General features: G+C 40.1%; 24 protein-coding genes. 5 read left to right on the top strand and 19 right to left on the bottom strand.

Annotated elements, in window-relative coordinates; all coding sequences use genetic code 11:
* From HMJ38_RS22105 to HMJ38_RS22055, 11 genes are all read right to left on the bottom strand, one after another.
* The coding region (locus HMJ38_RS22105; protein WP_228780184.1) for a transposase at positions 1-310 on the bottom strand (310 nt) is incomplete at its 3' end.
* Positions 311-501: 191 nt separating this feature from the next.
* Positions 502-2,286, bottom strand: a complete 1,785-nt coding sequence (locus tag HMJ38_RS22100) for an alpha-amylase family glycosyl hydrolase (RefSeq protein WP_394355078.1) — start codon at positions 2,284-2,286, stop codon at positions 502-504.
* A 204-nt stretch (positions 2,287-2,490) separates the two neighbouring features.
* A complete protein-coding gene (locus tag HMJ38_RS22095) occupies positions 2,491-3,786 on the bottom strand; it encodes a M20/M25/M40 family metallo-hydrolase (RefSeq protein WP_194976618.1) in 1,296 nt (431 codons plus the stop codon).
* Between the two features lie 55 nt (positions 3,787-3,841).
* The gene (locus tag HMJ38_RS22090) at positions 3,842-4,228 is read right to left on the bottom strand and encodes a type II toxin-antitoxin system VapC family toxin (RefSeq protein WP_194976617.1); all 387 of its coding nucleotides are present in this window, start codon (positions 4,226-4,228) and stop codon (positions 3,842-3,844) included.
* Positions 4,219-4,443: a hypothetical protein gene (locus HMJ38_RS22085; RefSeq protein WP_194976616.1), complete on the bottom strand. Its 225-nt coding sequence runs from the start codon at positions 4,441-4,443 to the stop codon at positions 4,219-4,221. Before HMJ38_RS22085 ends, HMJ38_RS22090 begins: the two co-directional genes overlap by 10 nt.
* A gap of 266 nt (positions 4,444-4,709) precedes the next feature.
* Positions 4,710-5,351 carry a hypothetical protein gene (locus tag HMJ38_RS22080; protein WP_194976615.1) on the bottom strand — a complete coding sequence of 214 codons (642 nt, stop codon included), beginning with the start codon at positions 5,349-5,351 and terminating at the stop codon, positions 4,710-4,712.
* A 75-nt stretch (positions 5,352-5,426) separates the two neighbouring features.
* A complete protein-coding gene (locus HMJ38_RS22075) occupies positions 5,427-6,206 on the bottom strand; it encodes an SDR family NAD(P)-dependent oxidoreductase (RefSeq protein WP_194976614.1) in 780 nt (259 codons plus the stop codon).
* On the bottom strand, positions 6,207-6,851 hold the full coding sequence (locus HMJ38_RS22070) for an acetoacetate decarboxylase family protein (protein WP_194976613.1): 645 nt from the start codon (positions 6,849-6,851) through the stop codon (positions 6,207-6,209). It lies immediately after the preceding gene.
* 24 nt (positions 6,852-6,875) lie between these two features.
* Positions 6,876-7,322, bottom strand: coding sequence for a DinB family protein (locus HMJ38_RS22065; protein ID WP_194976612.1), 447 nt, complete (start codon positions 7,320-7,322; stop codon positions 6,876-6,878).
* Positions 7,323-7,329: 7 nt separating this feature from the next.
* Complete coding sequence (locus tag HMJ38_RS22060) at positions 7,330-8,091, bottom strand: SDR family NAD(P)-dependent oxidoreductase (RefSeq protein WP_194976611.1); 762 nt, start codon at positions 8,089-8,091, stop codon at positions 7,330-7,332.
* A 181-nt stretch (positions 8,092-8,272) separates the two neighbouring features.
* Entirely contained in the window at positions 8,273-9,988 is a 1,716-nt protein-coding gene (locus tag HMJ38_RS22055) for an IlvD/Edd family dehydratase (RefSeq protein WP_194976610.1), read from the bottom strand.
* Positions 9,989-10,320: 332 nt separating this feature from the next.
* Here HMJ38_RS22055 and HMJ38_RS22050 point away from each other — a divergent pair, with 332 nt between their 5' ends.
* Positions 10,321-11,451, top strand: a complete 1,131-nt coding sequence (locus tag HMJ38_RS22050) for a hypothetical protein (protein WP_194976609.1) — start codon at positions 10,321-10,323, stop codon at positions 11,449-11,451.
* 137 nt (positions 11,452-11,588) lie between these two features.
* Here the strand turns inward: HMJ38_RS22050 and HMJ38_RS22045 are convergent, their stop codons facing one another.
* The 6 genes from HMJ38_RS22045 to HMJ38_RS22020 form a co-directional block, all read right to left on the bottom strand.
* On the bottom strand, positions 11,589-12,554 hold the full coding sequence (locus HMJ38_RS22045) for a bestrophin family protein (protein WP_194976608.1): 966 nt from the start codon (positions 12,552-12,554) through the stop codon (positions 11,589-11,591).
* 155 nt (positions 12,555-12,709) lie between these two features.
* Entirely contained in the window at positions 12,710-12,907 is a 198-nt protein-coding gene (locus HMJ38_RS22040; protein ID WP_194976607.1) for a type II toxin-antitoxin system RelE family toxin, read from the bottom strand.
* A 46-nt stretch (positions 12,908-12,953) separates the two neighbouring features.
* Entirely contained in the window at positions 12,954-14,261 is a 1,308-nt protein-coding gene (gene murA, locus HMJ38_RS22035; RefSeq protein ID WP_194976606.1) for a UDP-N-acetylglucosamine 1-carboxyvinyltransferase, read from the bottom strand.
* Positions 14,262-14,930: a DUF4290 domain-containing protein gene (locus HMJ38_RS22030; RefSeq protein ID WP_194976625.1), complete on the bottom strand. Its 669-nt coding sequence runs from the start codon at positions 14,928-14,930 to the stop codon at positions 14,262-14,264.
* Positions 14,931-14,984: 54 nt separating this feature from the next.
* Entirely contained in the window at positions 14,985-17,237 is a 2,253-nt protein-coding gene (locus tag HMJ38_RS22025; protein ID WP_194976624.1) for an ATP-dependent helicase, read from the bottom strand.
* Between the two features lie 138 nt (positions 17,238-17,375).
* Entirely contained in the window at positions 17,376-18,218 is an 843-nt protein-coding gene (locus tag HMJ38_RS22020) for a lysophospholipid acyltransferase family protein (RefSeq protein ID WP_194976605.1), read from the bottom strand.
* A gap of 130 nt (positions 18,219-18,348) precedes the next feature.
* Here HMJ38_RS22020 and HMJ38_RS22015 point away from each other — a divergent pair, with 130 nt between their 5' ends.
* From HMJ38_RS22015 to nadD, 4 genes are all read left to right on the top strand, one after another.
* Positions 18,349-18,942: a sigma-70 family RNA polymerase sigma factor gene (locus HMJ38_RS22015; RefSeq protein WP_194976604.1), complete on the top strand. Its 594-nt coding sequence runs from the start codon at positions 18,349-18,351 to the stop codon at positions 18,940-18,942.
* An 84-nt stretch (positions 18,943-19,026) separates the two neighbouring features.
* Positions 19,027-19,299 carry an anti-sigma factor gene (locus HMJ38_RS22010; protein ID WP_194976603.1) on the top strand — a complete coding sequence of 91 codons (273 nt, stop codon included), beginning with the start codon at positions 19,027-19,029 and terminating at the stop codon, positions 19,297-19,299.
* A gap of 6 nt (positions 19,300-19,305) precedes the next feature.
* The gene (gene gmk / locus HMJ38_RS22005) at positions 19,306-19,878 is read left to right on the top strand and encodes a guanylate kinase (RefSeq protein ID WP_194976602.1); all 573 of its coding nucleotides are present in this window, start codon (positions 19,306-19,308) and stop codon (positions 19,876-19,878) included.
* 13 nt (positions 19,879-19,891) lie between these two features.
* On the top strand, positions 19,892-20,458 hold the full coding sequence (nadD, locus tag HMJ38_RS22000) for a nicotinate (nicotinamide) nucleotide adenylyltransferase (protein WP_194976601.1): 567 nt from the start codon (positions 19,892-19,894) through the stop codon (positions 20,456-20,458).
* Positions 20,459-20,632: 174 nt separating this feature from the next.
* On the opposite strand, the gene HMJ38_RS21995 is transcribed toward nadD, so the two are convergent.
* Together HMJ38_RS21995 and HMJ38_RS21990 are read right to left on the bottom strand one after the other, a co-directional pair.
* The gene (locus tag HMJ38_RS21995; RefSeq protein ID WP_194976600.1) at positions 20,633-21,244 is read right to left on the bottom strand and encodes an RNA polymerase sigma factor; all 612 of its coding nucleotides are present in this window, start codon (positions 21,242-21,244) and stop codon (positions 20,633-20,635) included.
* Positions 21,235-22,371, bottom strand: a complete 1,137-nt coding sequence (locus tag HMJ38_RS21990) for a glycosyltransferase (protein WP_194976599.1) — start codon at positions 22,369-22,371, stop codon at positions 21,235-21,237. The genes HMJ38_RS21995 and HMJ38_RS21990 overlap by 10 nt, the downstream gene beginning before the upstream one ends.
* Positions 22,372-22,453: the final 82 nt, after the last annotated feature.

Raw genomic sequence — 22,453 nt, 5'->3', positions numbered from 1 at the left:
TCATGTCTCTGATATGCTGGTTTTCGGCCAGTACTTTGCCGCAAAAATACTGTAACGCCCAGTCTGTGTTGTAGCGCTCCAACAATTGCCTGTCACTGGTGTTGAGATAGGCCTTCAGAAACATGAGTGCAAACATGCCCTTGCCGCCAAACCAGCTTGGGGCACCTCTTCCCGAGCGTTCTTCGGGAAGACAGGAAACAAGATCATCCCAGGGGATGGAATCATGTATCTGGCCCAACAATGAATTCTTGAAAAAATGATATTTTGGAGAATATCCGTCGAAGTCTTTGAAAAGAGGAAGCTGAATCATAACTTTAATTGTATTTAAGTCTGCAACCTTAAAATACAAAAAAGAAAACCCCGGAAAAAGCTAAAAACAGCCAAATTCGGGGTTTTTGTGTTATGTTTTTGTTAAGTTATTGACTGAAAATCAGTATCTTAAAGGATTCTCAAGAAGCCCTAATTTAATTTAGGTCTAAAACCTTCGAGGTCTTAAAGACCTCAAAGGTTGATTTCCAAAACCCAACTCTCCAAAGGTTTCAAATCCACTCTGACAGTTGCCTTGTTATCGGATATTTTCAAAACCGGATTAACCTTCCCATAAAGTTTCTCAGAAAGTACCAATTGCCCGGATTTCAGATTCCACTTTTCTATCAAATCATCAGGCAATTCTAAGTCAAACCCAAATGTCTCCTCCGGATCGAAATTGCAGACAATCAGAAGTTTTTGGGGGTCACTCCATCGGACAAAAGAAAAAACCCGGTCATTGTACCATTCGGTATGTTGGCGGTTATGGCTGTGGATTTCCTGATAATTTCCAGCTAAGGCAGGACTTCTTTGGGTGAAATTCAATAGCCTGACATAGAAGTCTCTCAGGTCTTTTTCCTCAGCTGACAATTGTCCACCATCGAATTTCCCTCCGTTCATCCACCTTTGGTGATGGGGAACTCCGATGTAATCAAAAATGGAAGTTCTTGTGGGATTGCCGAATCCGGCTTCTTCTGCACCAGGTTCGCCTGTTTCCTGCCCAAAATAAATCATCATAGGTGCGGCATCAATGGTGGCTGAAAGGACGGCAGCAGGTTTGCCGATTTCCGCTTTGCCGACAAAATCCGGACTTGCAATCCGCTGTTCGTCGTGATTCTCCAAAAAGTGCAGCATGTGCTTGCCTATATCCGAAAGTCCATTTTGGATACCGATAAGATTATCCGTCGAGCCTTTCCCTTGCATGATATTTTTCAGGGTATCATACAACTCTACCTTGTCGTACAGATAATCCATTTTCCCCAAATGGATATAGTTTCGGTATTCCCTCGGATTGTAGATTTCCGCCAAGAGAAAAGCATCTGGATTTTTCATCTTGATGGCGGAGTTCATATAACTCCAAAACTCCACTGGAACCATCTCCGCCATATCATACCGAAAACCATCCACTCCTTTTTCAATCCAAAACAGGGAAATATCCCTGAATTTCTTCCAGGAATCCGGTACCTCCGTATCCTTCCAAAAATTATAATGCTCCTGATAGCTTTTTTGTCCAAAGTCAGCTGGTAGTTCAGGGAAATCCTTGGTACCATCAGGCTTGATGCCATAGTTGATTTTGACGGTTTCATACCAATCATAAAAATGGGGCTGTGGTTCCCTGCTGCCGTTTCCTGTCCATTTCGCTGGGTTTTCATCAAACTTACCATCAGCCAAAGGATGAGTTTCCCCGCCAAGAGGCCTGTAATCATTCAAAGGTTGAGGCACTTCAAATGCCTTTCCCGGGATATAGTAAAAGTTGTTTTTCCTTTTGTACTCCACTGAGGTATCATCATCATCACCAAAATCCTTTACACCTTGGGGATTATTTTTACCTTCATATTTCCTTGCAATATGGTTGGGTACGATATCTATGATGACCTTCATGCCATGATTATGGGTACGGGCAATCAATGCCTCAAACTCTTCCATTCTTTTGGCCGGGTCAACAGCCAAATCAGGATTGACCTGATAATAGTCTTTGACCGCATAAGGTGAACCTGCCCTGCCCTTGACCACATCAGGGTCATCATTGGAGATGCCATAAGCTGTGTAATCCCTGATAACCGCATGGTGGGGAATCCCGGTGTACCAAATATGGGTAATGCCCATTTCCTTGATTTCTTCCAAGGCTTTATCCGTAAAGTCATTGAACTTGCCCACACCGTTTTCTTCGATGGTTCCCCAAGATTTGTTCGTTGTATTGGTGTTGCCAAAAAGACGGGTGAAAACCTGATAAACTACGATTTTATGAGGCTCTGACATAACGTTTTCTTCAGTGGTTTGAAGTTCGGATGGATTACAGCTTATCATTGTAAAAGTAAATGATCCAAAAAGAACAACGAAGGGGATATATTTTTTCATAGGCTTAAATATAAAAAGTTGTTTATCACTTTGTCACAAAAATCAAAAAAATGAATGTCAAATAAGACCCGGCAGGTTTTCAAAACTTGCCAGGTCATTCTAAAATTAAAGATCCATCAATCTATATACAAACACCACACTCCTTTTCAACAAATCCGGATATTGCTTCATATTGATTGTCTCTGCGGGAGAGTGGGCACCTGTGCCTGACGCACCCAAGCCATCGATGCAATCCAGGTAATCGGCCACATAGGATATATCTCCCGCTCCCCTTGAACCCGGATCGCCTGCTTCCACTTTCCCAAAACCCATATCCAAACTCACTTTGCTCAATACATCCACCAAAGCATAATTTCCCGATGTCGGGGGCATGGAAGGGATTCCATCCTGAAATTTGATTTCGGCGGTAGTTCTGTTCAGGTTTTGGGATACAATCTGTTTCATTTTTTCCCGGGCAGCCTCTTTTTGGGATTCACCCAAAAACCGTAAATCCCCGGTAACAAAAGCTTCCCTTGCGACAATATTGGTCTTGCCCAAAGCTTCTCCTTCACCTGTGTCAGGATTGTATTGGATATCCGATCCGCCTATAAACTGTCCAGGATTGAATGTCAGGTATTGTTCTCCGGCCAATTCCTCCCTGAATTGATTGAGTATCCTTGATGCTTCATATATAGCCCCGTAGCCAACTGACTCTCTGAATACTCCAGATGAATGCACCTGCTTACCGGTGGTTTTCAAAGTCCATCCACTAGCACCTCTTCTGGCCACAGTGGCGATATTGAATCCTTGGGCGGTTTCGTAACCCAAGGCATAGTCATGCTGCTTGGCTCTTTCGACAAAATCAGCCCGGCTGACCCAGGAAGGGTCTCCGGCATTTTCTTCATCTCCGGGGAAATAGACAGTTATGGTCCGGTCTTTCAAAAGCCCCATTTGATCCAAAGCTTTCAATGTGGCAAAAATCATCACATTGCCACCTTTCATGTCATTGACGCCCTGACCTTTGGCAGTGGAGTCATTGACCATGGTGAAGGGGTAGAAGGGCATGTCTTTTTCAAATACGGTATCCAAGTGCCCGATAAAGAAAAGCTTTTTGCCTTTGGTGCCCATTCTGGTCGCCACAAAATGACCTGCCCGTTTCAAAGAATCCGGTAAAGTGATCCATTCGGTCTGAAAACCGATTTTGGCAAATTCTCTTTCAAAAACTCTTCCTACCTCACGGACACCTTCCATGTTTAAAGTACCCGAATTGATGTTGACAGTTTCTTCCAGCAAGGCAACTGTTTCATCGTAGTTTTTGTCAATCAGGTCGACAAGTTGCTGCTCGATTTTTGTGAGTTTTTGGGAAAAGGCTAGGATTGGAAATATCAGAAGTGGGAGAAGAATAATTTTTTTAATTTTCATTTTTCTAATTTATACAGATTATCCATTATAATTACCTTGGCTTCCTTCACTTTCCTTAGTCATTGGTTAGGAAAAAATCACAGCCAACTTGAATGGATGTTGCTAATTGAATCGCATCGGGAGTCTTGAGTCCATATTTTACTCTAAGCATTGATGCCAATTTTGCTATTTCAACATCGAGGGGGATTAATTCAAAATACTGGGACTGTGTTAAAATCAATTCATATTTTTGGACAAGGTCTTCCCTGTTTAATTTCATGGGATGCACAAGAAGTTCGGTCAACGTCAATGCAGAACTATAAAGAATACTTAAACCTTGCTGATTTGATTTAAAAAAGCGGTCTAGAACTTCTTGGTACTTTTCATTTCCCTCAATAAAATAAATTAGAGGTGCAGTATCTATAAAAAATTTACCTTTAAAAGATCTATTTTCTAATCCCATTGTCTTAAATCCTGGAGATATTGTTTGACATCAATGTCTTTCCATATTTCACTCCCTAAGTTTTTCAAATCGGATAATGCCAACGATTTGGTTTTTCTTGATTGATTTTCTTGGTGGATCTTAGAAAGAATTTTTTCAGCCAGCATGAGCTGATCTTCTTTATCTAATTTTTCAACCTTTGGCCAAATTTCTTCCAAGTTTTCTATTGATTTCATAATTTCTAGTTAGGAAATTTTAATTGTATCTAAAAGATAAAACACAAATTTATGCTGATTGATTTCATGTAAAACCCTCCCAACAGTAAATTTATTTCAGATATTTTTTATGTAGCACGCTGATAACGCTGATTGAGCAGATTTTCACTGATTTTACATCTGTGCAAATCTGTTAAATCTGTGTCATCAGTGTTCTATCGATTGATGTAACCAAAGCGTTAAATTAAATCTAAACTGTTAATGTTATTATAAGTCATGGTATAAATTCAATCCACCTGAATATTGCTAAACCAGATAAACTTTATGCCCTCCTCATTTTTATGTTCTGTTGCAAATTTGACACCTTTAAAATCCTGTTCATTTTCCCAGGTGATTGGTCTACCTTCCAACCCATTTCCCCTTCTGAACACCCATTCTTTGATCATATGGTTTTCATCTAAAAATAAATCATACGCATCACCTGGTGTATAGCCATCTTCCTGATTGTAGAGTATGGTGAGTTGGGTTGTCTTTTGACCGGAAATCGGGGCAGAAACATTTTCTAATATTGTATAAGAATATCCAGTATCCCATACCAATTGAAATGGGAACATCAACCAGTATTTATCATTGATAAACCCTCCATCTATCGTAGGAAGTTCTTCCTTGGTTAAATCCAAACTATAAGTAAAACTGGTATCTGCATCTGCATAATAAACTGTCCTTTCTTTGATATTCCATTTCCAATCCCTTGTTCTAACAGTTTCCGGATTGGCCTGTACATTCCAAGTATAGGCTATGGAATTGATTTTGTCGAAATTGTCAAAGCCGTAAGCCTTGGCTACTTTCATAGGTAGTGATACTTCCTCCTTTGGGTCACAGGAAGTAATCAATAAGAGCGCCAGAATAATGTAACAGAAGTTTTTCATGGTTGAAGTTTTTATGTGGTCAAAAGCAATTTAAGTTTTTATTTAGAAAATGGGAGCATCTAATTTACAGTATTACTATTTTTTGGTTTTGTAGGTCCAGTTTTCAAATTTACTTCTTTCCAGTCTAAGATAAATTGGTTTGAAAACGGGTAGAATCCTGTTGACTAACTGAATGATTCGAAAAGTTCTTGAAGGGAAAATTCTTGTCTTTCCTTTTGCTACTCCCCTTATCATGATTTTCGCTACGGCTTCCACTGATTGAACCGGGAATGCTTTTGGGATTGAATGGCCTGCCTTTTCAAAGAATTGGGTTTTGGTGGCTATCGGGTACACCAAAGTCAGCCAATTCCCGTCTCCTTCACTCCAAATTGTTTCTGCAAATTGATGAAGTGCGGCCTTTGAAGCTGCATAAGCCGCATAACCGGGAATATGCCAAAAAGACATGGCGGAAGCTGTGATGACCAATCGGAAAGAATAGTCCGGCTGAGTTTTGCCAAGCAGTTTCGCTGTTTCAATCGGTATGAGGGTATTTATTCGGAGTAGCTTCTCAAACTCATCTGCAGCAAGGTCCTTCCAGGAACCATACTTTGCATATCCGGCATTGGCAAAAATGATATCTACTTTTTTCCAGTTAATATTTATCCAAGTAAAAAGCTCAGTAAGGTTGTCAATATGGGTCAAATCCAAACACAAAGATTCAATTTCAGGATATTTGTGTTTTAATTCCTGAAGATTCTCCAAGTCAATGTCTACAGCCAAAATACAATTATCCAATGCACTGAGTTGGGCGACCAATTCCTTGCCGATCCCCGATGCAGCACCTGTGATGACAATATTTTGGTTGTGGATGGGCATTTATTCTGGAGAGGGAAAATGCATGGTGAAAGGATCAATTTTGATACACAACAGGGGTTTCTGGTCTTTGATATTAGGGAAATATTTTTCGTTGATTTTGAGGGAAACAACCTTTGCAAATTTTCCCCAACCTGAACCACTTGGGTCGGTCAAAAAAGTATTCCCTTCCAACTCCTGATAAAGGTGGATAGGGATCAGTTTCGTTGATGCAGGAAAAGGGATACCGCCTGAAGTGATTTTACAGAATAGAATCGGATCATCTTCATGTCCGATACCGATGGTTTCTTCTTTACCGTTTTTTTGCCAGATCATCGGGACAGTTTTCTTAGGGATTCCCCAATTGAACCTTCCATTTTCTGTGCTTTCCTCAGAATCCACAAATATCCGGGTGATGGACTGTCTTTTGTGTGGCGTAAATTTCCCCGGAATAAATAATAATTCCTTATAAGGGCCGACAGGGGAATTGTGATAATTGACCAACATGACAAATCCCAAACCTCCTTTGAAATTCCCTTTTTGGGCATGATTTAAAAAGCCGTTTTCTTCAACCCATTGTTTGTTGAATTTATAGACAAGGATGATTCCCTCTCCGGTCAATTTCCAGGGGGCAGGAGAGGGGTTTGCTGGTTTTTGTGGACCTGACATTCTTTAGCTTTTAGGATAAATGGCTTATTTTCTTTTGTAAAATATATAGTCAGTGGAAATGGCTTCCAATCCCGATTCACGGAGTAGGAGCATTACCTGACCACGGTGGTAGGTAGAATGGTTGACCACATGGAAAAGTATTTCCTTTACTGAATTGGTATAGGATTCTCCCTGTGAGTTGATATAATTTACTTGTCTTTCAAAATCTTCTTTTTCTATGATTCTGAATGATTGTTGGAACAAAGATTCGTTAATTTCCCTGAATTGGCTGATAGGGTGAATGTCCCATACTTTGAAGAAAGATTTACTCCCTTCTATTCTGTGGTTCCAAAGGTGTTGGGCATTGAGAATATGGCTGAAATTTTTGATGATTTTTTCAGGAACGTCAGATGCATATTTTTCAAGCAAACCGATTGTGGTCAGGTTGCTTTGTAGACTGTACTCGTAGAGGTCTTGGAAGTGGGTTTTCATTATTTCATCAATAAGGTGATGGACTGATACTTGTCCAGCCACCATCAATCACAAGATTCTGTCCTGTGATATGTCTGGCTTCATCAGAAACCAAGAAAGCAGCTGCATGGGCAATATCCGTAACCGATGCAGGTTTGCCCATTGGAGTAATCCTTGACCAAGTCTTCTCATAATCCTTATCCATGGCGGTTCTCTTGGTCAGGGTCGCGCCTGGTGCGATGGTATTGACATTGATCTTAAAATCTGAAAGCTCGATGACCAGATTTTTGGCAAGCATTTCTATGGCGGCTTTGCTCATGCCATAAGCGGCCAGGTTTTTATGGGCCTGATGCGCTGTGACTGAAGAAGTAAAAAGGAGAGATCCTCCATCTTCCTGATTTTTCATCACCCTCGCAGCAGCCTGTGCCAAAAAGAAAGTGCCGCCCATGTTGACCCTAAGGACTTCAAAAAAATCCTTAGCGTCATAATTCCAAAAATCACCGTACAAGGTGATTCCAGCATTGGCAATGACCACATCGAGGTTTCCGAATTCCTTTTGGGCAAAACCGACCATTTCTCTGATAAACTCCAAATTGCCCGAATCACCGGATAATCCCACCACTTTGGCATTTGATGTTTTCAAAACTTCTTCGACAGCATCTTCCGTCAGACTTTGTTCAATGTCATTGATAATGACATGATGACCCTTTTCGGCCAGAATCTTGGCTATTTCCAAACCAATCCCCTGACCTGCACCAGTGATAAGGGCTACTTTATTGTGTTTTTTCATTTTAAAAAAGGTTTTATGTACCTACGTTATAGTGTGTATAACAGATAATTCAATATAGAAATTGGTAGAAAACCGAAATTCCAATTACTTCCGTCTCCTGTCTTCCGTCTTCTTCCCAACTGCCACTCATGATATTGTTTGACGGGTTTCTGGCAAATTAGCCGATAATCAAAACATGAACTTAATGTGAATCTCTTTTGACTTCAGGTCCAGAAGCTCCTTTCAGAAAATCAAAGTCAACACCCTCATGGGCTTGCGTCACATTGTGTATAAACATATTGACGTATCCTCTTTCATAGCCCAAATTCAAGGGTTGGAAATTGGACCTTCTTTTTTCCAGCTCTGCTTCCGAAACTTCTAGATTCAGAGTCCTGTTGGGCACATCCAATACAATCCAATCCCCATTTTCTACCAAAGCCAGATTTCCACCTATTGCGGATTCAGGTGAAACGTGCAGAACGACAGTTCCATAACCTGTTCCGCTCATTCTGCCATCGGAAATGCGGACCATGTCTTTGACTCCCTGTTGGATGATTTTCATAGGTAATTGCATGTTTCCTACTTCAGGCATTCCGGGATAACCCCTCGGTCCTACATTTTTCATAACAAGCACCGAATCCGGAGTCACATCCAAATCAGGATCATCCAATCTTTTCTTGTAATCATCAATGTCCTCAAAGACTACCGCCTGACCTCTGTGTGTCAATAGGGAAGGGGTTGCGGCAGAAGGTTTGAGTACGGCGCCTTCCGGGCAAAGATTGCCTTTCAGTACTGCTATTCCGGATTCAGGTTTGAAAGGTTTTTCCAAGGTTCCGATCAGGTTTCTGTCCCAACATTCAGCGTTGAGGATATTTTCAGAAAGATTTTTACCGTTAGCGGTTTTGGTATCCAAATGCAAGAGAGAAGCAATCTCTTTCATCACCGCAGGAAGGCCACCGGCATAGAAAAGGTCCTCTACAAAGTTTTCTCCGGATGGCTGCACATTGGCAATCAAAGGGATATGGGTAGAATGTTTGTCAAAATCATCAATGGAAAGTTCTATGCCCATCCTTCCTGCTATGGCCAACAAATGAAGGATGAAATTGGTGGAACCACCCAAAGCGGCATTGACCATGATGGCATTTTCAAAGGATTTCCGGGTGAGGATATCGCTCATTTTCAGGTCTTCTTTGACCATTTCCACGATTCGGATTCCGGACATGTGGGCCAAAACTTTTCTTCTAGAATCAGCTGCAGGGATGGTGGCATTATCGGGAAGCGCCAGACCCAAAGATTCCACCATAGCAGCCATGGTAGAGGCAGTGCCCATGGGTGCGCAATGACCTTGTGACCTTGCCATGGCGGCTTCAGCAGCGGTAAAGTCTTCTTGGGACAATTCTCCCTTTTTGAATTCCTCAGCAAATCTCCACAAATCGGAAGTACCGATTTTTCTTCCTTTAAATCTTCCTGCGAGCATAGGACCTCCTGATACAACGATGGTGGGCAAGTTTACGCTTGCTGCACCCATCACCAAGGAAGGGGTGGTTTTGTCACAGCCGCACATGAGTACGACTCCGTCCATGGGGTTGGCACGGATACTTTCTTCCACGTCCATACTGGCCAAATTCCGGAATAGCATGGCGGTAGGTTTGATGGAACATTCTCCCAAAGACATTACCGGGAATTCCAAGGGAAAGCCTCCAGCTTCCCAAATTCCTCTTTTCAAGGCTTCTGCCAATTCCCTAAAATGGGCATTGCAGGGAGTGAGTTCTGAGTAGGTATTGCAGATGCCAATGACCGGTCTGCCTTCAAAAAGATGGTGGGGAAATCCCTGGTTTTTCATCCAGGCCCGGTAAATAAAGCCGTCTTTTCCTTTACGGCCAAACCATTCCTGGCTTCGTAGTTTCTTTTCTTCCATGGGTTAAATAGGGTTGATTGATCTTAAAATGCAGCTCATTTTATAAGAAATTGAATTTAGGAAATGTTTTGGAGGAAAGGGAAAAGATATTTGAAAATCTTACCTAAGGAGACAGATTTTTGCGCAGCATGCGGTTCTTATTCCCTATCATTTGCTTTCCTTTTATTATAATTCAGGGCATTTGAAGAGAGAAAAATTAAACCTGTGGAACAAAAAATACCTACTCTGAATTTTTGAGGATTGAAAATACCCGGTGTTGGTTATTTATATCCTTAGTAATAATCCTTAGTTTTGAGCGTTTGAAGATTAAACCCAAAACCAGGATCCGTATAATGAAAAGTTCAACCCGTTTTACGATTCTTTTGATCTTCATTGGCATTATATCTTTTTTTTCCTGTGTCCCATTTGAGACTCCACCAGAAGAAGTACCTGTATTTTGGAAACAGTCGCTAAGTTTTCAAGAAGGACTTACACATGCCAAAGAAATCAACGGAAAGCTATATGTGGCGTCGAAGACTGGATTATATCCTGACGCGACACTTTGGGGAATAAACAAATATTTTGATCTTCACCGTTTTTTACCCAACGATTTCCTCTATAGACTTCCAATCTCAGACCAACTCATGGCGACCATCAACTCCGAGGAACTTATTCTCATGCCCCTTGGAAGACCCTTCGAAGAAGATGCTCTTGTCATTAAGATGAAGGATCTTGATCCATTATTTAGTCAATTCAACCAAATCGTTTCTGGGTATGGTGACCAGATAGGTATTGATCAAAATGGCCATGTACTGGTACCTTACCAAGCACCTAAAATTTTTGGAGTATCAAAATACACCCCAAATTTCCTTTGGCTCAAGACGGCCATCAATAACGGCAAAGTGGAAATTTTGGAACAGAAACTGATCAAGGAGGAATTTTTCGATGATTGGGTAAGTATTTGGAATTTTAAGGTATTTGAGAACTTCATGAGGGTCACGATCGGAAATAAAACTTTTGATTTCGATCAAAGCGGAAATATGGAAGTCCGTTTTGACTATTATACCAAATCCGTACAGGTAGGCGATGAAATCATCACTTTTGCAAGTGAGGCAATGGAAACATTTCCCCTGATGGTTTACAAGTCAGACCTGTCGGGGAAAAACAATGAATTGATTGGTACCTACAACTCCCATCAGGTATCCAAAGATGATCGCAGGCTTCTTGGGAGAATTTATGATAACATTTCAGGTATAAATGACACCATTGTCCTAATCGAAGGGGAATCGATTTTCCGTTTGTCCTTGAATGACCAAGCTATCAAATTGTTCCCGCTTGATAATGTAGGTCTTATAGGTACTTTTATAACCTCCATCAATCTAATTGACAATTCTATAGTTTTCGTTACCACTAGCTGTGGGGGGGGTGGGAAAAACTGCGGAGGATTCTACAAACCTCTTGATAAGTTTTTTACTCAAAAATAATCCTTACTATTTTTTCAACACTGAAAATTTTCCCCATTAAGACAATTGCGGTGGATTCTACAAACCATTGCATAAATTTTTCACTCCAAAAAATCTTTAATACTGATTTAGTTTAAAGCAAGAACAGCCAATTTTTATTATAAAACAATTCCATTTTCCACCCCATATTTTGGTGGGAAATTGTCCTGATGTTCCTTCAATTGCTCCCTTAAATTGGTTTCAATGGTCACACTGAGTGAAGACATGGGTGTGTCTTCAAGCCTGTTTTCAAATGGGTCTTCAGTCCTTTCTCCTATAAGGTCCAAAGAAAGAAATACGAATGAAACTGCAAGCGCAATAGGAATGGTCTTCCATCCCAATTCACTGATAAATACCATCGGCAAAAGTGTACAATGGATAAGGACAAATACCCTTGAAAAGAAAGTATATTGACGGGGCAGAGGTGTGTTTTTGATCCTTTCACTTTTACCCTGAATGTCATTGAAGTCCACCAAAGTTTCTTCCATTTTGACAAAGCGGAAATCGCTTATCCAACCATTTCTAAATGCAAACTGAAGGTCTTCTCCTTGTCTTTGAAGTAGGTAATTGGGTGGGTTATCCTGTTTTCTAAATTCGTTGTATTCCTCTTCACATAGAAAAGGGACCGTATCAGAATAATTGTTATCTTCCTTAAAAAGCTCTTTTTGGCTTGTTTGGTTATAAAAATGCGGTCTCCTCAAAAAAACCCTTAGGGCATTAACAAAAGCAATGTGCCTATATACCAACTTCCTTTGAAATGCAAGTATTGTTTCAGTTTCTTCTTCTTTATTGGAAAAGATCAATGTAGTCACTTGCCTGGCCCAAGCCCTGCTATAGTTGACCATAAGGCCCCATATTTTCCGGGCTTCCCACCACCTGCCATACGCATGGTCATTTTTGAAACCAAGGAAAATGGCAAGGGCTGTTCCCAAAGCAGCGATGGTATAGCTTGGAATTTGGAATATAACTATTTCGAAAAAATCATGAAGGATAAAAACTGTAGTGGAAACAATGAGGTAATATAACAATGACTTCCACGTATAGTAAAATATTAATTTAAAAGTGAGGTTTCTTTTGACAATCATTATCTAAGGAAATAAAATTTAACTACTCCAACAAAGATACTGCCATTTACCCTATTGAGGGTTGTAGATATTTTGGATTAAAATAAGTATTGAATATGTGGACGGTAGGCTTGAAAATAAAAAATAGAGGGTTTTTTATGCTGATAACCCGTTGATTATTCGTAAATATCCTTTCTGTGACCTAGGGCTATCACGTCTATAATAAGGTCAGAATCAAAAATTTCATAAATTATTCTGTAGTCACCTGTTCGTATTCTGAAGCCCTCTCTTCCTTTTAATTTTTTATAACCAAAAGGCCTGGGATTTTCTTTTAAGTTAGTGATGGATAGAAGATTCTCTAACCTTAGTAACATCTTTAAAATCCACTACAATTTTCAACCTTGCCAATTTTCCAATTTTTTAATCCACCCTTACGATATCCGCCCCCAAAGCATTCAATCTCTGATCTATGTATTGATATCCCCGGTCGATCTGCTCAATATTGTCAATGACCGAAGTTCCCTCTGCCGAAAGCGCGGCGATCAACAAAGAAACCCCCGCCCTGATATCGGGAGAAGTCATGCGGATTCCCCTAAGGGAATATTTTCTGTCCAATCCAATCACTGTTGCACGATGGGGATCGCATAGAATAATCTGTGCACCCATATCTATCAACTTATCTACAAAGAACAGACGGCTTTCAAACATCTTCTGATGTACCAACACGGTACCCTTGGCCTGAGTAGCAGTCACCAATACAATACTCAAGAGGTCAGGCGTAAATCCTGGCCAAATGGCATCGGCAACGGTCAGGATCGAACCGTCTATAAAAGTTTCTATTTCATAATGCTTTTGGACAGGGATAAAGATATCATCTCCCCTGAATTCTAATTTGATGCCCATTCTTCTGAATGTATCCGGGATAATTCCAAGTCTATGAATTTGGGCATCCTTGATGGTGATTTCGGATTGAGTCATGGCGGCAAGACCAATAAACGACCCGATTTCTATCATATCAGGAAGGAGTGTATGTTCAGTACCTTTCAGGGATTTCACACCTTCAATGTTCAGAAGGTTGGAACCAATACCGGTGATTTTCGCTCCCATACGGTTAAGCATGTCACAAAGCTGCTGCAAGTAAGGTTCACAGGCAGCATTGTATATTGTGGTCTTTCCTTCTGCCATGACTGCTGCCATAACAATGTTGGCGGTGCCTGTTACAGAAGCCTCATCTAAGAGCATATAGGCTCCTTTCAGGTTTTTGCCATCTATATGGTAAATCTCTTTTTTCTTGTCGTAATGGAATTCTGCTCCCAATTTTTGAAATCCTGTAAAATGGGTATCCATTCTTCTTCGTCCGATTTTATCCCCTCCAGGTTTGGATAAACGTCCCGTCCCGAATCTTGCCAATAATGGCCCTAGGATCATCACAGACCCTCTCAAGGAAGAAGCTTTGGTCAAAAAATCATCTGTATCCAAATATTTTAGATTGACTTGATCGGCTTGAAAAGTGTAGGACTCAGGACCGATTTTATTCACTTTCACGCCCATGTCAGCCAAAAGCTCTATCAGCTTATTGACATCTCGGATATTTGGAATTTTGTGTATGGTAACTTTACCAGAGGTTAAAAGTACCGCGCATAGAATTTGTAAGGCCTCGTTTTTAGCTCCTTGAGGTGTGATTTCCCCTTTGAGCTTTAGGCCTCCTTTTACTCTGAATGAAGACATTTATCTACGTTTTTTGGAGTGGCCGCCGTTTCTTCTTCTGTCGTTTCCGCTGAATTTTCTTCTGTTGTTATTTGAAGAAGAGGACTCAGGTTCGGATGGCAATTTAAAATCTCTTCTGGTATTGGTTTCAAAAAGTCCCATTTCCCTCACCTTATCAAGGTCTATATGCAGTTTACCTTTGGAAAGTGTTTTGATGTCATCAAGGATAATCCCGTCATCAAAATTTTCTCTGTTCCAGGTGGAATGAAAACTCCTCATCAACTGACCAATATAAATGATGGCGCCTTCCTGCTCTTCATCATCTTCTATCTCTACAGCTTTTTCGATGAGTTTCTCAATATTCCTTCCATAGTGCTTGAATTTGATTTCTCCTTTAGGATAGCCTACTATTTTTGGTTTTTTGTGTAGCAGTTCTTCCTCAGGTTTTGGATAAGGTCCGTCCACGTCCAAAGCAAAGTTGGACATGATGTGCAGGTCATCCCATATTTTCTGATCATTTTCTGTTTTCATCGCTGGGTTGAGCTGTTTGACCATCTCTACCAAAAGGTAAGCACTTTGCGTGCGTTTTTCCCTGTCTTCCATTCCGGCTATGTGAATAGCTAGCCTTTGGATGTTTTTTCCGTATTCTTTCAAAATTACTGAGTGCTTATTGGTCTCTCCTGTATTCATTTGTCCTCCCATTTCTTAATTGTTAATTATAAAAAACTTTTTAATGGGGATTAATTATTCGATTATTCGAAGCTTTGCAAAGCTAAGTAATAAAGTTTTCTCTCCAAAATTATCGAATTGTATTGTTGCTTTTCTGTTAATTCCTTCTATCTCAATTTTTTGTACAGATCCGAACCCAAATTTTGGGTGCTCTACCTTCATGCCTGCTGCCAAGTTGTTGGTATTGGAAGGCTTGAAGTCCGGACTTGGGGTATGTACTTTTGCCGTAGTCATCGGTCTGACGTTGGGTTTTTTGAGTCCCACAAAACCCGACCTTCCCTCGCTTCCTTCATTCCGGAATGCTCCTGCCATAGAAGAGGATAATTTTTTATTGACCCGGATGCACATCGGATCTACTTCCTCCAAAAACCGACTTGGTTCGCAATTCAGCAATCTACCAAATCTATAACGGGTAGTGGCATAAGTTAGGTATAATTTTTCCATGGCACGGGTAGAGGCAACATAAAATAGCCTCCGTTCCTCTTCAAGGTCTTCCCTACTTTGCATCATCATCTGTGAAGGAAAAAGGTCTTCTTCCATGCCCACAACAAATACTTGTTTGAATTCCAAACCCTTAGAAGAATGTATGGTCATCAAGATAACTGCATCAGAAGTGTCTTTATCCCTGTCATTATCTGTCAATAGGGCAATTTCCTGCAAGAAAGCACCCAAGCTTTTATCCTCATTTTCAGGATTGTCCACATACTCTTTGATGGCGTTGAGGAGTTCCTGCACGTTTTCATAACGGTTTAATCCTTCAATAGTCTTGTCTTCATAGAGTTCACGGAGGAGTCCTGATTGTTTGGCAATGGAACTTGCTGCATCAAAAGCATCTTTTCTCTCCATTTCTATGGAGAAGCTTTTGATCATGGTGGTAAAATCATCCACCGAATTAGCAGCCCTACCACTTAAGAAATTGTTGGCATTGGTCAAGACTTCCCAAATCGGAATATCATGATCATAGGCCGCCACTAATATTTTTTCTACTGAAGTATCTCCGATACCCCGTTTTGGATAATTGATGATCCTTTTAAATGCTTCCTCATCGTCTCTGTTGACCGTAAAACGCATATAAGCCATCAGGTCTTTGATTTCCTTTCTTTGGTAAAATGACAGTCCGCCTACGATTTTGTAAGTGATGTTCATTTTCCTCAAAGCTTCCTCCATCGCCCTGGATTGGGAGTTGGTGCGGTACAAAACCGCAAAATCACTGTTGTTGAGCTTTTTGTTGTTTTTTTCTTCAAAAATAGTGGTGGCCACCATCCTGCCTTCCTCATTGTCCGAACTTGCCTTGATCAGTTCAATCTGATCTCCCTCATGGTTTTGGGTCCAGATGTCTTTTTTGAGTTGGGCTTTGTTTTTGGCAATGATGCTGTTGGCAGCCTGTACAATATTTTTGGTAGAACGGTAATTCTGCTCCAATTTGACCACAAATAGGTCGGGATAATCTTTTTCGAAGTTGAGGATGTTCTGTATGTCGGCTCCGCGGAAAGCGTAGATACTTTGGGCATCGTCTCCCACCACACAGATATTTTGGTGGACGGCGGCCAGTTTTTTGGTGATCAGGTATTGGGAGACATTGGTGTCCTGAAACTCATCCACCATGACGTATTTGAATCGTTGTTGGTATTTGTTCAATACATCTAAATGGTCCCTGAAAAGTACATTGGTATTGAAGAGCAGGTCATCAAAGTCCATAGCTCCTGATTTGAAAAGCCTTTTCTGGTAGATCTTATAAATTTCCCCCATCCTTGGTTTCATGGCGGCTTCATCGTCGGCTTTGATGAATGGGTCATTTAGGTAAGTTTCCCAAGAGATCAACCTGTTTTTTGCTCCGGAAATTCTGGAAAGGACCGTGTTGGGTTTATAGACTTTGTCGTCAATCTTCATTTCCTTGACAATACTCCGGATCAGGGATTTGCTGTCATCAGAATCGTAAATGGAGAAATTGGACGGATACCCGATCTTTTCCGATTCTACCCGAAGGATTTTGGCAAAAGTGGAGTGGAAAGTTCCCATCCAGGTATTTCTGGCTTCCAAACCGATCAATTTCTCGATCCGGTTTTTCATTTCGGCTGCAGCCTTGTTGGTAAAAGTAAGGGAAAGTATATTGAAGGGATCCACACCTTTGGCATGGATGAGATGGGCGATTCTGAAAGTCAAAACTCTCGTTTTGCCCGAACCTGCACCTGCGATGATCATCAGGGGTCCATCAGTATGTTCTACAGCTTCTCTTTGTGGGGGGTTAAGTCCTTTGAGGTAATCCATTGTTAATCTATCCATTCAATAATCTTCAAAGTTAATGGATTTTTTGGCTTTAATAGAACGCTGATGACACGGATTTGGCAGATAGTCACAGATAAAAAAACAGTGACAATCTGCACTTTCAGCATCATCAGCGTTCTATCATCGACTGTCCTTCCACCTCTTGTGGCTCCAAAGATAAAGTGAAGGATGCTCCCTGATGTTCTTCTCTGTAAGTGAAATATAAGCATCAGTAATACTGTGTTCTCTTTCATTTGTATAGGGGGGAGCACTTACCATTTCATAAGTAAAGGTATAATGACCTCTTTTTGGTTTGTGAACATGGGAATACATAACAGGGTGATTAAACCGCTTGGCCAATTTTTCTGCTCCTTCAAAAAAAGCTGTCTCTCTGTTCATAAAAGGGGCCCAATACCGGATTTCACCATGGGAAGGTCTTTGGTCGGCTGCTAATACAATCAGTCTCGGCTGATCTCTTTTTCTCAGATAATCCCTTTGAAAACTAGACCTCTCAATCAACCCACCTCCAAATCTTGTCCTAATGGTGAGCATCAGTTTTTCGAAAAAGGGATTGTTAACCTTTAGATATACCACATCACATTTGTTTGACACATTGGCCATCATTTGAAGAAGATGCATCTCCCAATTGAAAAAATGTCCAGTAAGTCCGATGATGACCTGATTATTTTTTATGGCATCCAATACAATTTCTTTATTTTCAATTTTGACTCTTTTGTCCAAATCTTCTTTTGAGATACTGTACATTTTGATGATTTCAGCAAATGAGTCGGTCAGGTTTCTGAAAAATTGGCGGGCGATTTTCCTACGTTCAATTTCCGTTTTTTCAGGAAATGCATGTTGCAGGTTTTCCAAAATTACCTTTTTCCTGTAGCCTAACACATAATACCCAATGAAAAACAAGAGGTCCGAAAAAATGTAGAGCACCCATTGCGGTAAGGATGATATCAATTTGAAAATAATCATTTTTTAAAATCAGGGGATTATGGAGCAAGTTAAAGCTTCCGGCTAGCTGAATTGCCAAAATAAGCCAAAAGCCTTGACTTTATTCAAAAAAATTAGCGATAAATTCACCCATTGATTACTTTTGAGACTTATGTCTGAAGTACAGCGAAAAAAATATTCCGATAAGGAAAAGAACACCATTTTCGATCAGGAGTTTATGCCCCACATAGATTCCATGTACAATTTTGGTTTTAGATTGACTTTTGATGAGGACGATGCCAAGGATCTTGTGCAGGATACCTATCTCAAAGCATACCGCTTTATCAATTCTTTTGAGCAGGGGACCAATGCGAAGGCTTGGTTGTTCAGGATTCTTAAAAACTCCTTTATCAACGATTACAGGAAGAAGAGTAAACAGCCTGCCAAAATTGATTATCAAGAGGTTGAAACTTATTACAACTCTGATGATGTTGACTTCGGTATCACCACAGACCTGAGGGTCGATGCAGTAAAGGATATGCTCGGGGACGAAATATCCAATGCGCTGAACAGTTTGGCTGTTGATTTTAGGACAGTAATCATTTTGTGTGACCTTGAAGGTTTCACCTATGAAGAAATGGCCAAGATTCTTGATATCCCAATTGGTACAGTAAGGTCAAGATTGCATAGGGCAAGGAACTTATTGAAAGAGAAGCTACGTTCCTATGCCCAGAATATGGGATATAATACCGACGAAGAGGAATAGTCATCTCTTTTTTGAATGAAAGGAACTAAATCATATAAAAAAAACATTGAAAAGTATAACAAGGAGATTAGCAATTAGATTATCATGGACAAAAATTTAGAATCAGAAGGAGAAAGGAAATTGTCTTGTTCCGACGTCAGCAAATGCTTCAAACTTTTGGAGAGTATATTGGATGGAGATAATATTCCTGATTCCCAGGAAATACTGAATCAAAAATTGGCCAAGTGCCAGCCTTGTTTTGAACACTATCATTTAGAAAAAGCCATCAAAGAGGTACTGCGTACCAAATGTACAAAGCATGTTGTCCCCAGTGATGTGGTGGACAGAATCCGTGAAAAAATTCAGGATATCAAGTAAGGTTCAATGACATCAGGCAAAGCAATCATTTTTTCAGCACCCTCAGGCTCGGGCAAAACCACCATCGTCAGACATCTTCTCGAAAAATTTCCAAATCTTGGCTTTTCCATATCCGCTTCTACGAGGGATAAAAGAGGAAGAACCGAGCAAAATGGCAAGGATTATTATTTTTTGACGCCGGAAGAATTCAAGTCCAAACTAGATCAGAATGAATTTATTGAATGGGAAGAGGTATATGAAGGTAACTTCTATGGTACGCTCAAAGAGGAAATCCAGAGACTTTGGGAAAATGGTAAGCATGTGATTTTTGATGTTGATGTCAAAGGCGGGATCAACCTTAAAAAATATTTTGGGGATCAAGCTTTGGCTATTTATGTGAAAGTCCCTTCCCTTGAAGTATTGCATGAAAGGTTGAGAGATAGAGGTACAGAATCAGAGGAAAGCCTATCGAGGAGGTTGTATAAAGCCAAATTTGAAGCCACCTTTGAAGATCAATTTGATGTGACCATTTTGAATGATGATATCAAAAATTCATTTGAGGAAGCAGAAAAACTTGTAGGTGAATTTATCTCCAAATAATCAACACTAAGTTTTGAAAATAGGATTGTTTTTCGGATCTTTTAATCCAGTTCATATTGGCCATTTGATCATAGCCAATGTGATGCAGGATAGAACAGACCTAGATGAAGTATGGTTTGTAATTAGTCCTCAAAATCCTTTAAAGAAACAAAAATCTTTGATACATGAATTTGATCGGCTTAAGATGGTAGAGCTCGCCATTGCCGATCATTTTTATTTTAGGGCCTCTGATGTTGAGTTCCACATGCCCCGACCAAGCTATACCATAGACACCCTTACTTACCTATCGGACAAATTTCCACTGCATGAATTTAAACTGATCATAGGAGGAGATAACCTGACCCATTTTCACAAATGGAAAAACCATGAGGTGATTTTGGAACAATACGGGTTGTATGTCTATCCGAGACCCGGAGAGCTCAATAAAATTGATCATCCCCATGTTCAATTTGTAGAAGCCCCGTTGATGGATATCTCGGCCACTTTTATCAGAAAGACAATCAAAAGTGGACATTCTGTGAAATATCTCTTGCCCCAAGAAGTAGAAGACTACATCAAGGATAAAAAGCTATTTTTATAAATAGCAGAGATTTTTTCAAGTCTTTTTTAAATTTGAAATAAATCTGATAGCCTTATAAGGTTACTTGGAGGATATGATACTTTGGATTTTGTTTTGGAAAACAATATCCTAAAACTTACTAACTCAAGGACAAAATTGAAAGCAATGTTTGTAGCAAATTAATGTTTGTTTTTTTCAAATATGCCTTTCCTTCCCTTGTGCTATCTCATACAATAATTCCCTGGACCGGTGCAGCTGCGCCTTGACCGTTCCGAGAGGCTTTTCCAGTTCTTGAGCGATTTCTTCATAAGACAATTCATCAAAATACCTGAGCTGTACCAGTTTGCGATATTTGGCAGGTAGCTTGTCCACAAAAATCCTGACCATTTCAATCCTTTGCGTTCTGATATATTCATCTTGGGGATTGTTGTCATCATCTTCCACATCTATGGTGACGGCATTTCCGCCATCATCACTCATGGTGGTGTTAAGACTCATGGTCTTTAACTTTTTCTTTCGGATAAAATCTATGGTATTATTGGTCGCAATTCTAAAAAGCCATGTACTGAAAGTATAATCCTTTTTGAATTTATGAAGATTTTTGAATGCTTTGGCAAAAGCCTCCATGGTCAGGTCTTCAGCATCGTCTGCGTCTCTGATCATTTTGAGAATCATAAAATAAACAGCCTTTTTATAGCGCTTCATCAACATGGCATAGGCCTGTTGATCTTTGTCAATGACTGCTTTGTCAATGAGATCAAAATCCTCTAATGCCTTACTTGAAAATCCTCTTTCGTTTATTTCCATCTAACTTTCTTTGACTGGTAACCTAATGCGCCTAAAATCCAATAGTACCCAATATATATCACATCGAAAAACCCGGACCAGATTACTTGGATCTTGCCTTCAAGTTTTTTTCTTGACGACCGGAACACCGAGGTGATCAATACAGATCTCACAACAATTATACCTATTATGAGTAAGAATTGTTCCCAAGTTTGATTTAATCCCGATAAAATCAATAAACTAATACCCGAAACCCAAAATAACAGATGTGAGAATGCATACCATCCTATCTTAAGTTTATTTCCTGCTTTATAATATTTCCCTGCATGAAAATGTCTTTTCTTCTGGGCAAAGTAAGTTTTCCATGTAGTCTTTGGTTCGGAATAGGTGATACTGTCAGGGTTTACTACTACAGCAGCGTTTTTGCCGTTGGCATATAGGTTTACAAATAGATCATCATCACCGCACTCAATCTGCCAAAGACCTTTGAATGCTTTTTTGTCCATGAAAAAACTCCTTCTGTAACAAAGGTTTCTCCCTACTCCCATAAAAGGAGATTTCCAAACTGCAAACGAAAAGTATTGGATACCAGTCCAAAGGGTTTCGAACTGTATCCACTTATTGAGAAATCCTTCACGGATATCATATTGTGAAAATCCAAGAGAGAATGTCTTGCCATCAAGCCTTACAGGTGAGGTCATTAAATCTATCCATTTTGCTGAGCTTGGCCAACAATCGGCATCTGTCAATAACAGGACGTCATTCTTGGCCACTTTGATACCAAGTGTCAAAGCATATTTTTTGGAAGTTACGTGCGAAGGCGTGTAATCCACTGTCACAGTCCTGAGTCTTGGATAAATGGCCATCAATTTTTCCAAGATTTTTTTGGTTCCATCGTATGACCTGTCATTGATGACCATCACATCAAAATTGGGGTAATCCTGTTCAAAAATCAGTGGGATGAGTTTTTTTAGGTTAGTTCTTTCATTGTGCGCCGCAATGATTACAGTTACACCTTCTTTTTCAGAAGATTCTTTATTGGGCTTTTGTTTGTAAAAAAAAGCAAACCTTCCAAATAAAATCAGGATATAAAACAACTGAACTGCCAAACCTATAAAAAAAACGATCCACAAAATTTCTATTATCATCACCTTAGTATTGCTGGGCAAATATAAAATCAATTTGAGCATTCATTTAAGAATAAGCTTATATTTTTGTGAATGAAAAATG

Origin of the sequence: Aquiflexum lacus (assembly GCF_015476655.1) — a bacterium.
GTDB classification, from domain to species: Bacteria; Bacteroidota; Bacteroidia; order Cytophagales; family Cyclobacteriaceae; genus Aquiflexum; species Aquiflexum lacus.
The sequence above is the reverse complement of the archived record's forward strand: the minus strand, read 5'-3'. Positions and strand labels throughout refer to the sequence as shown.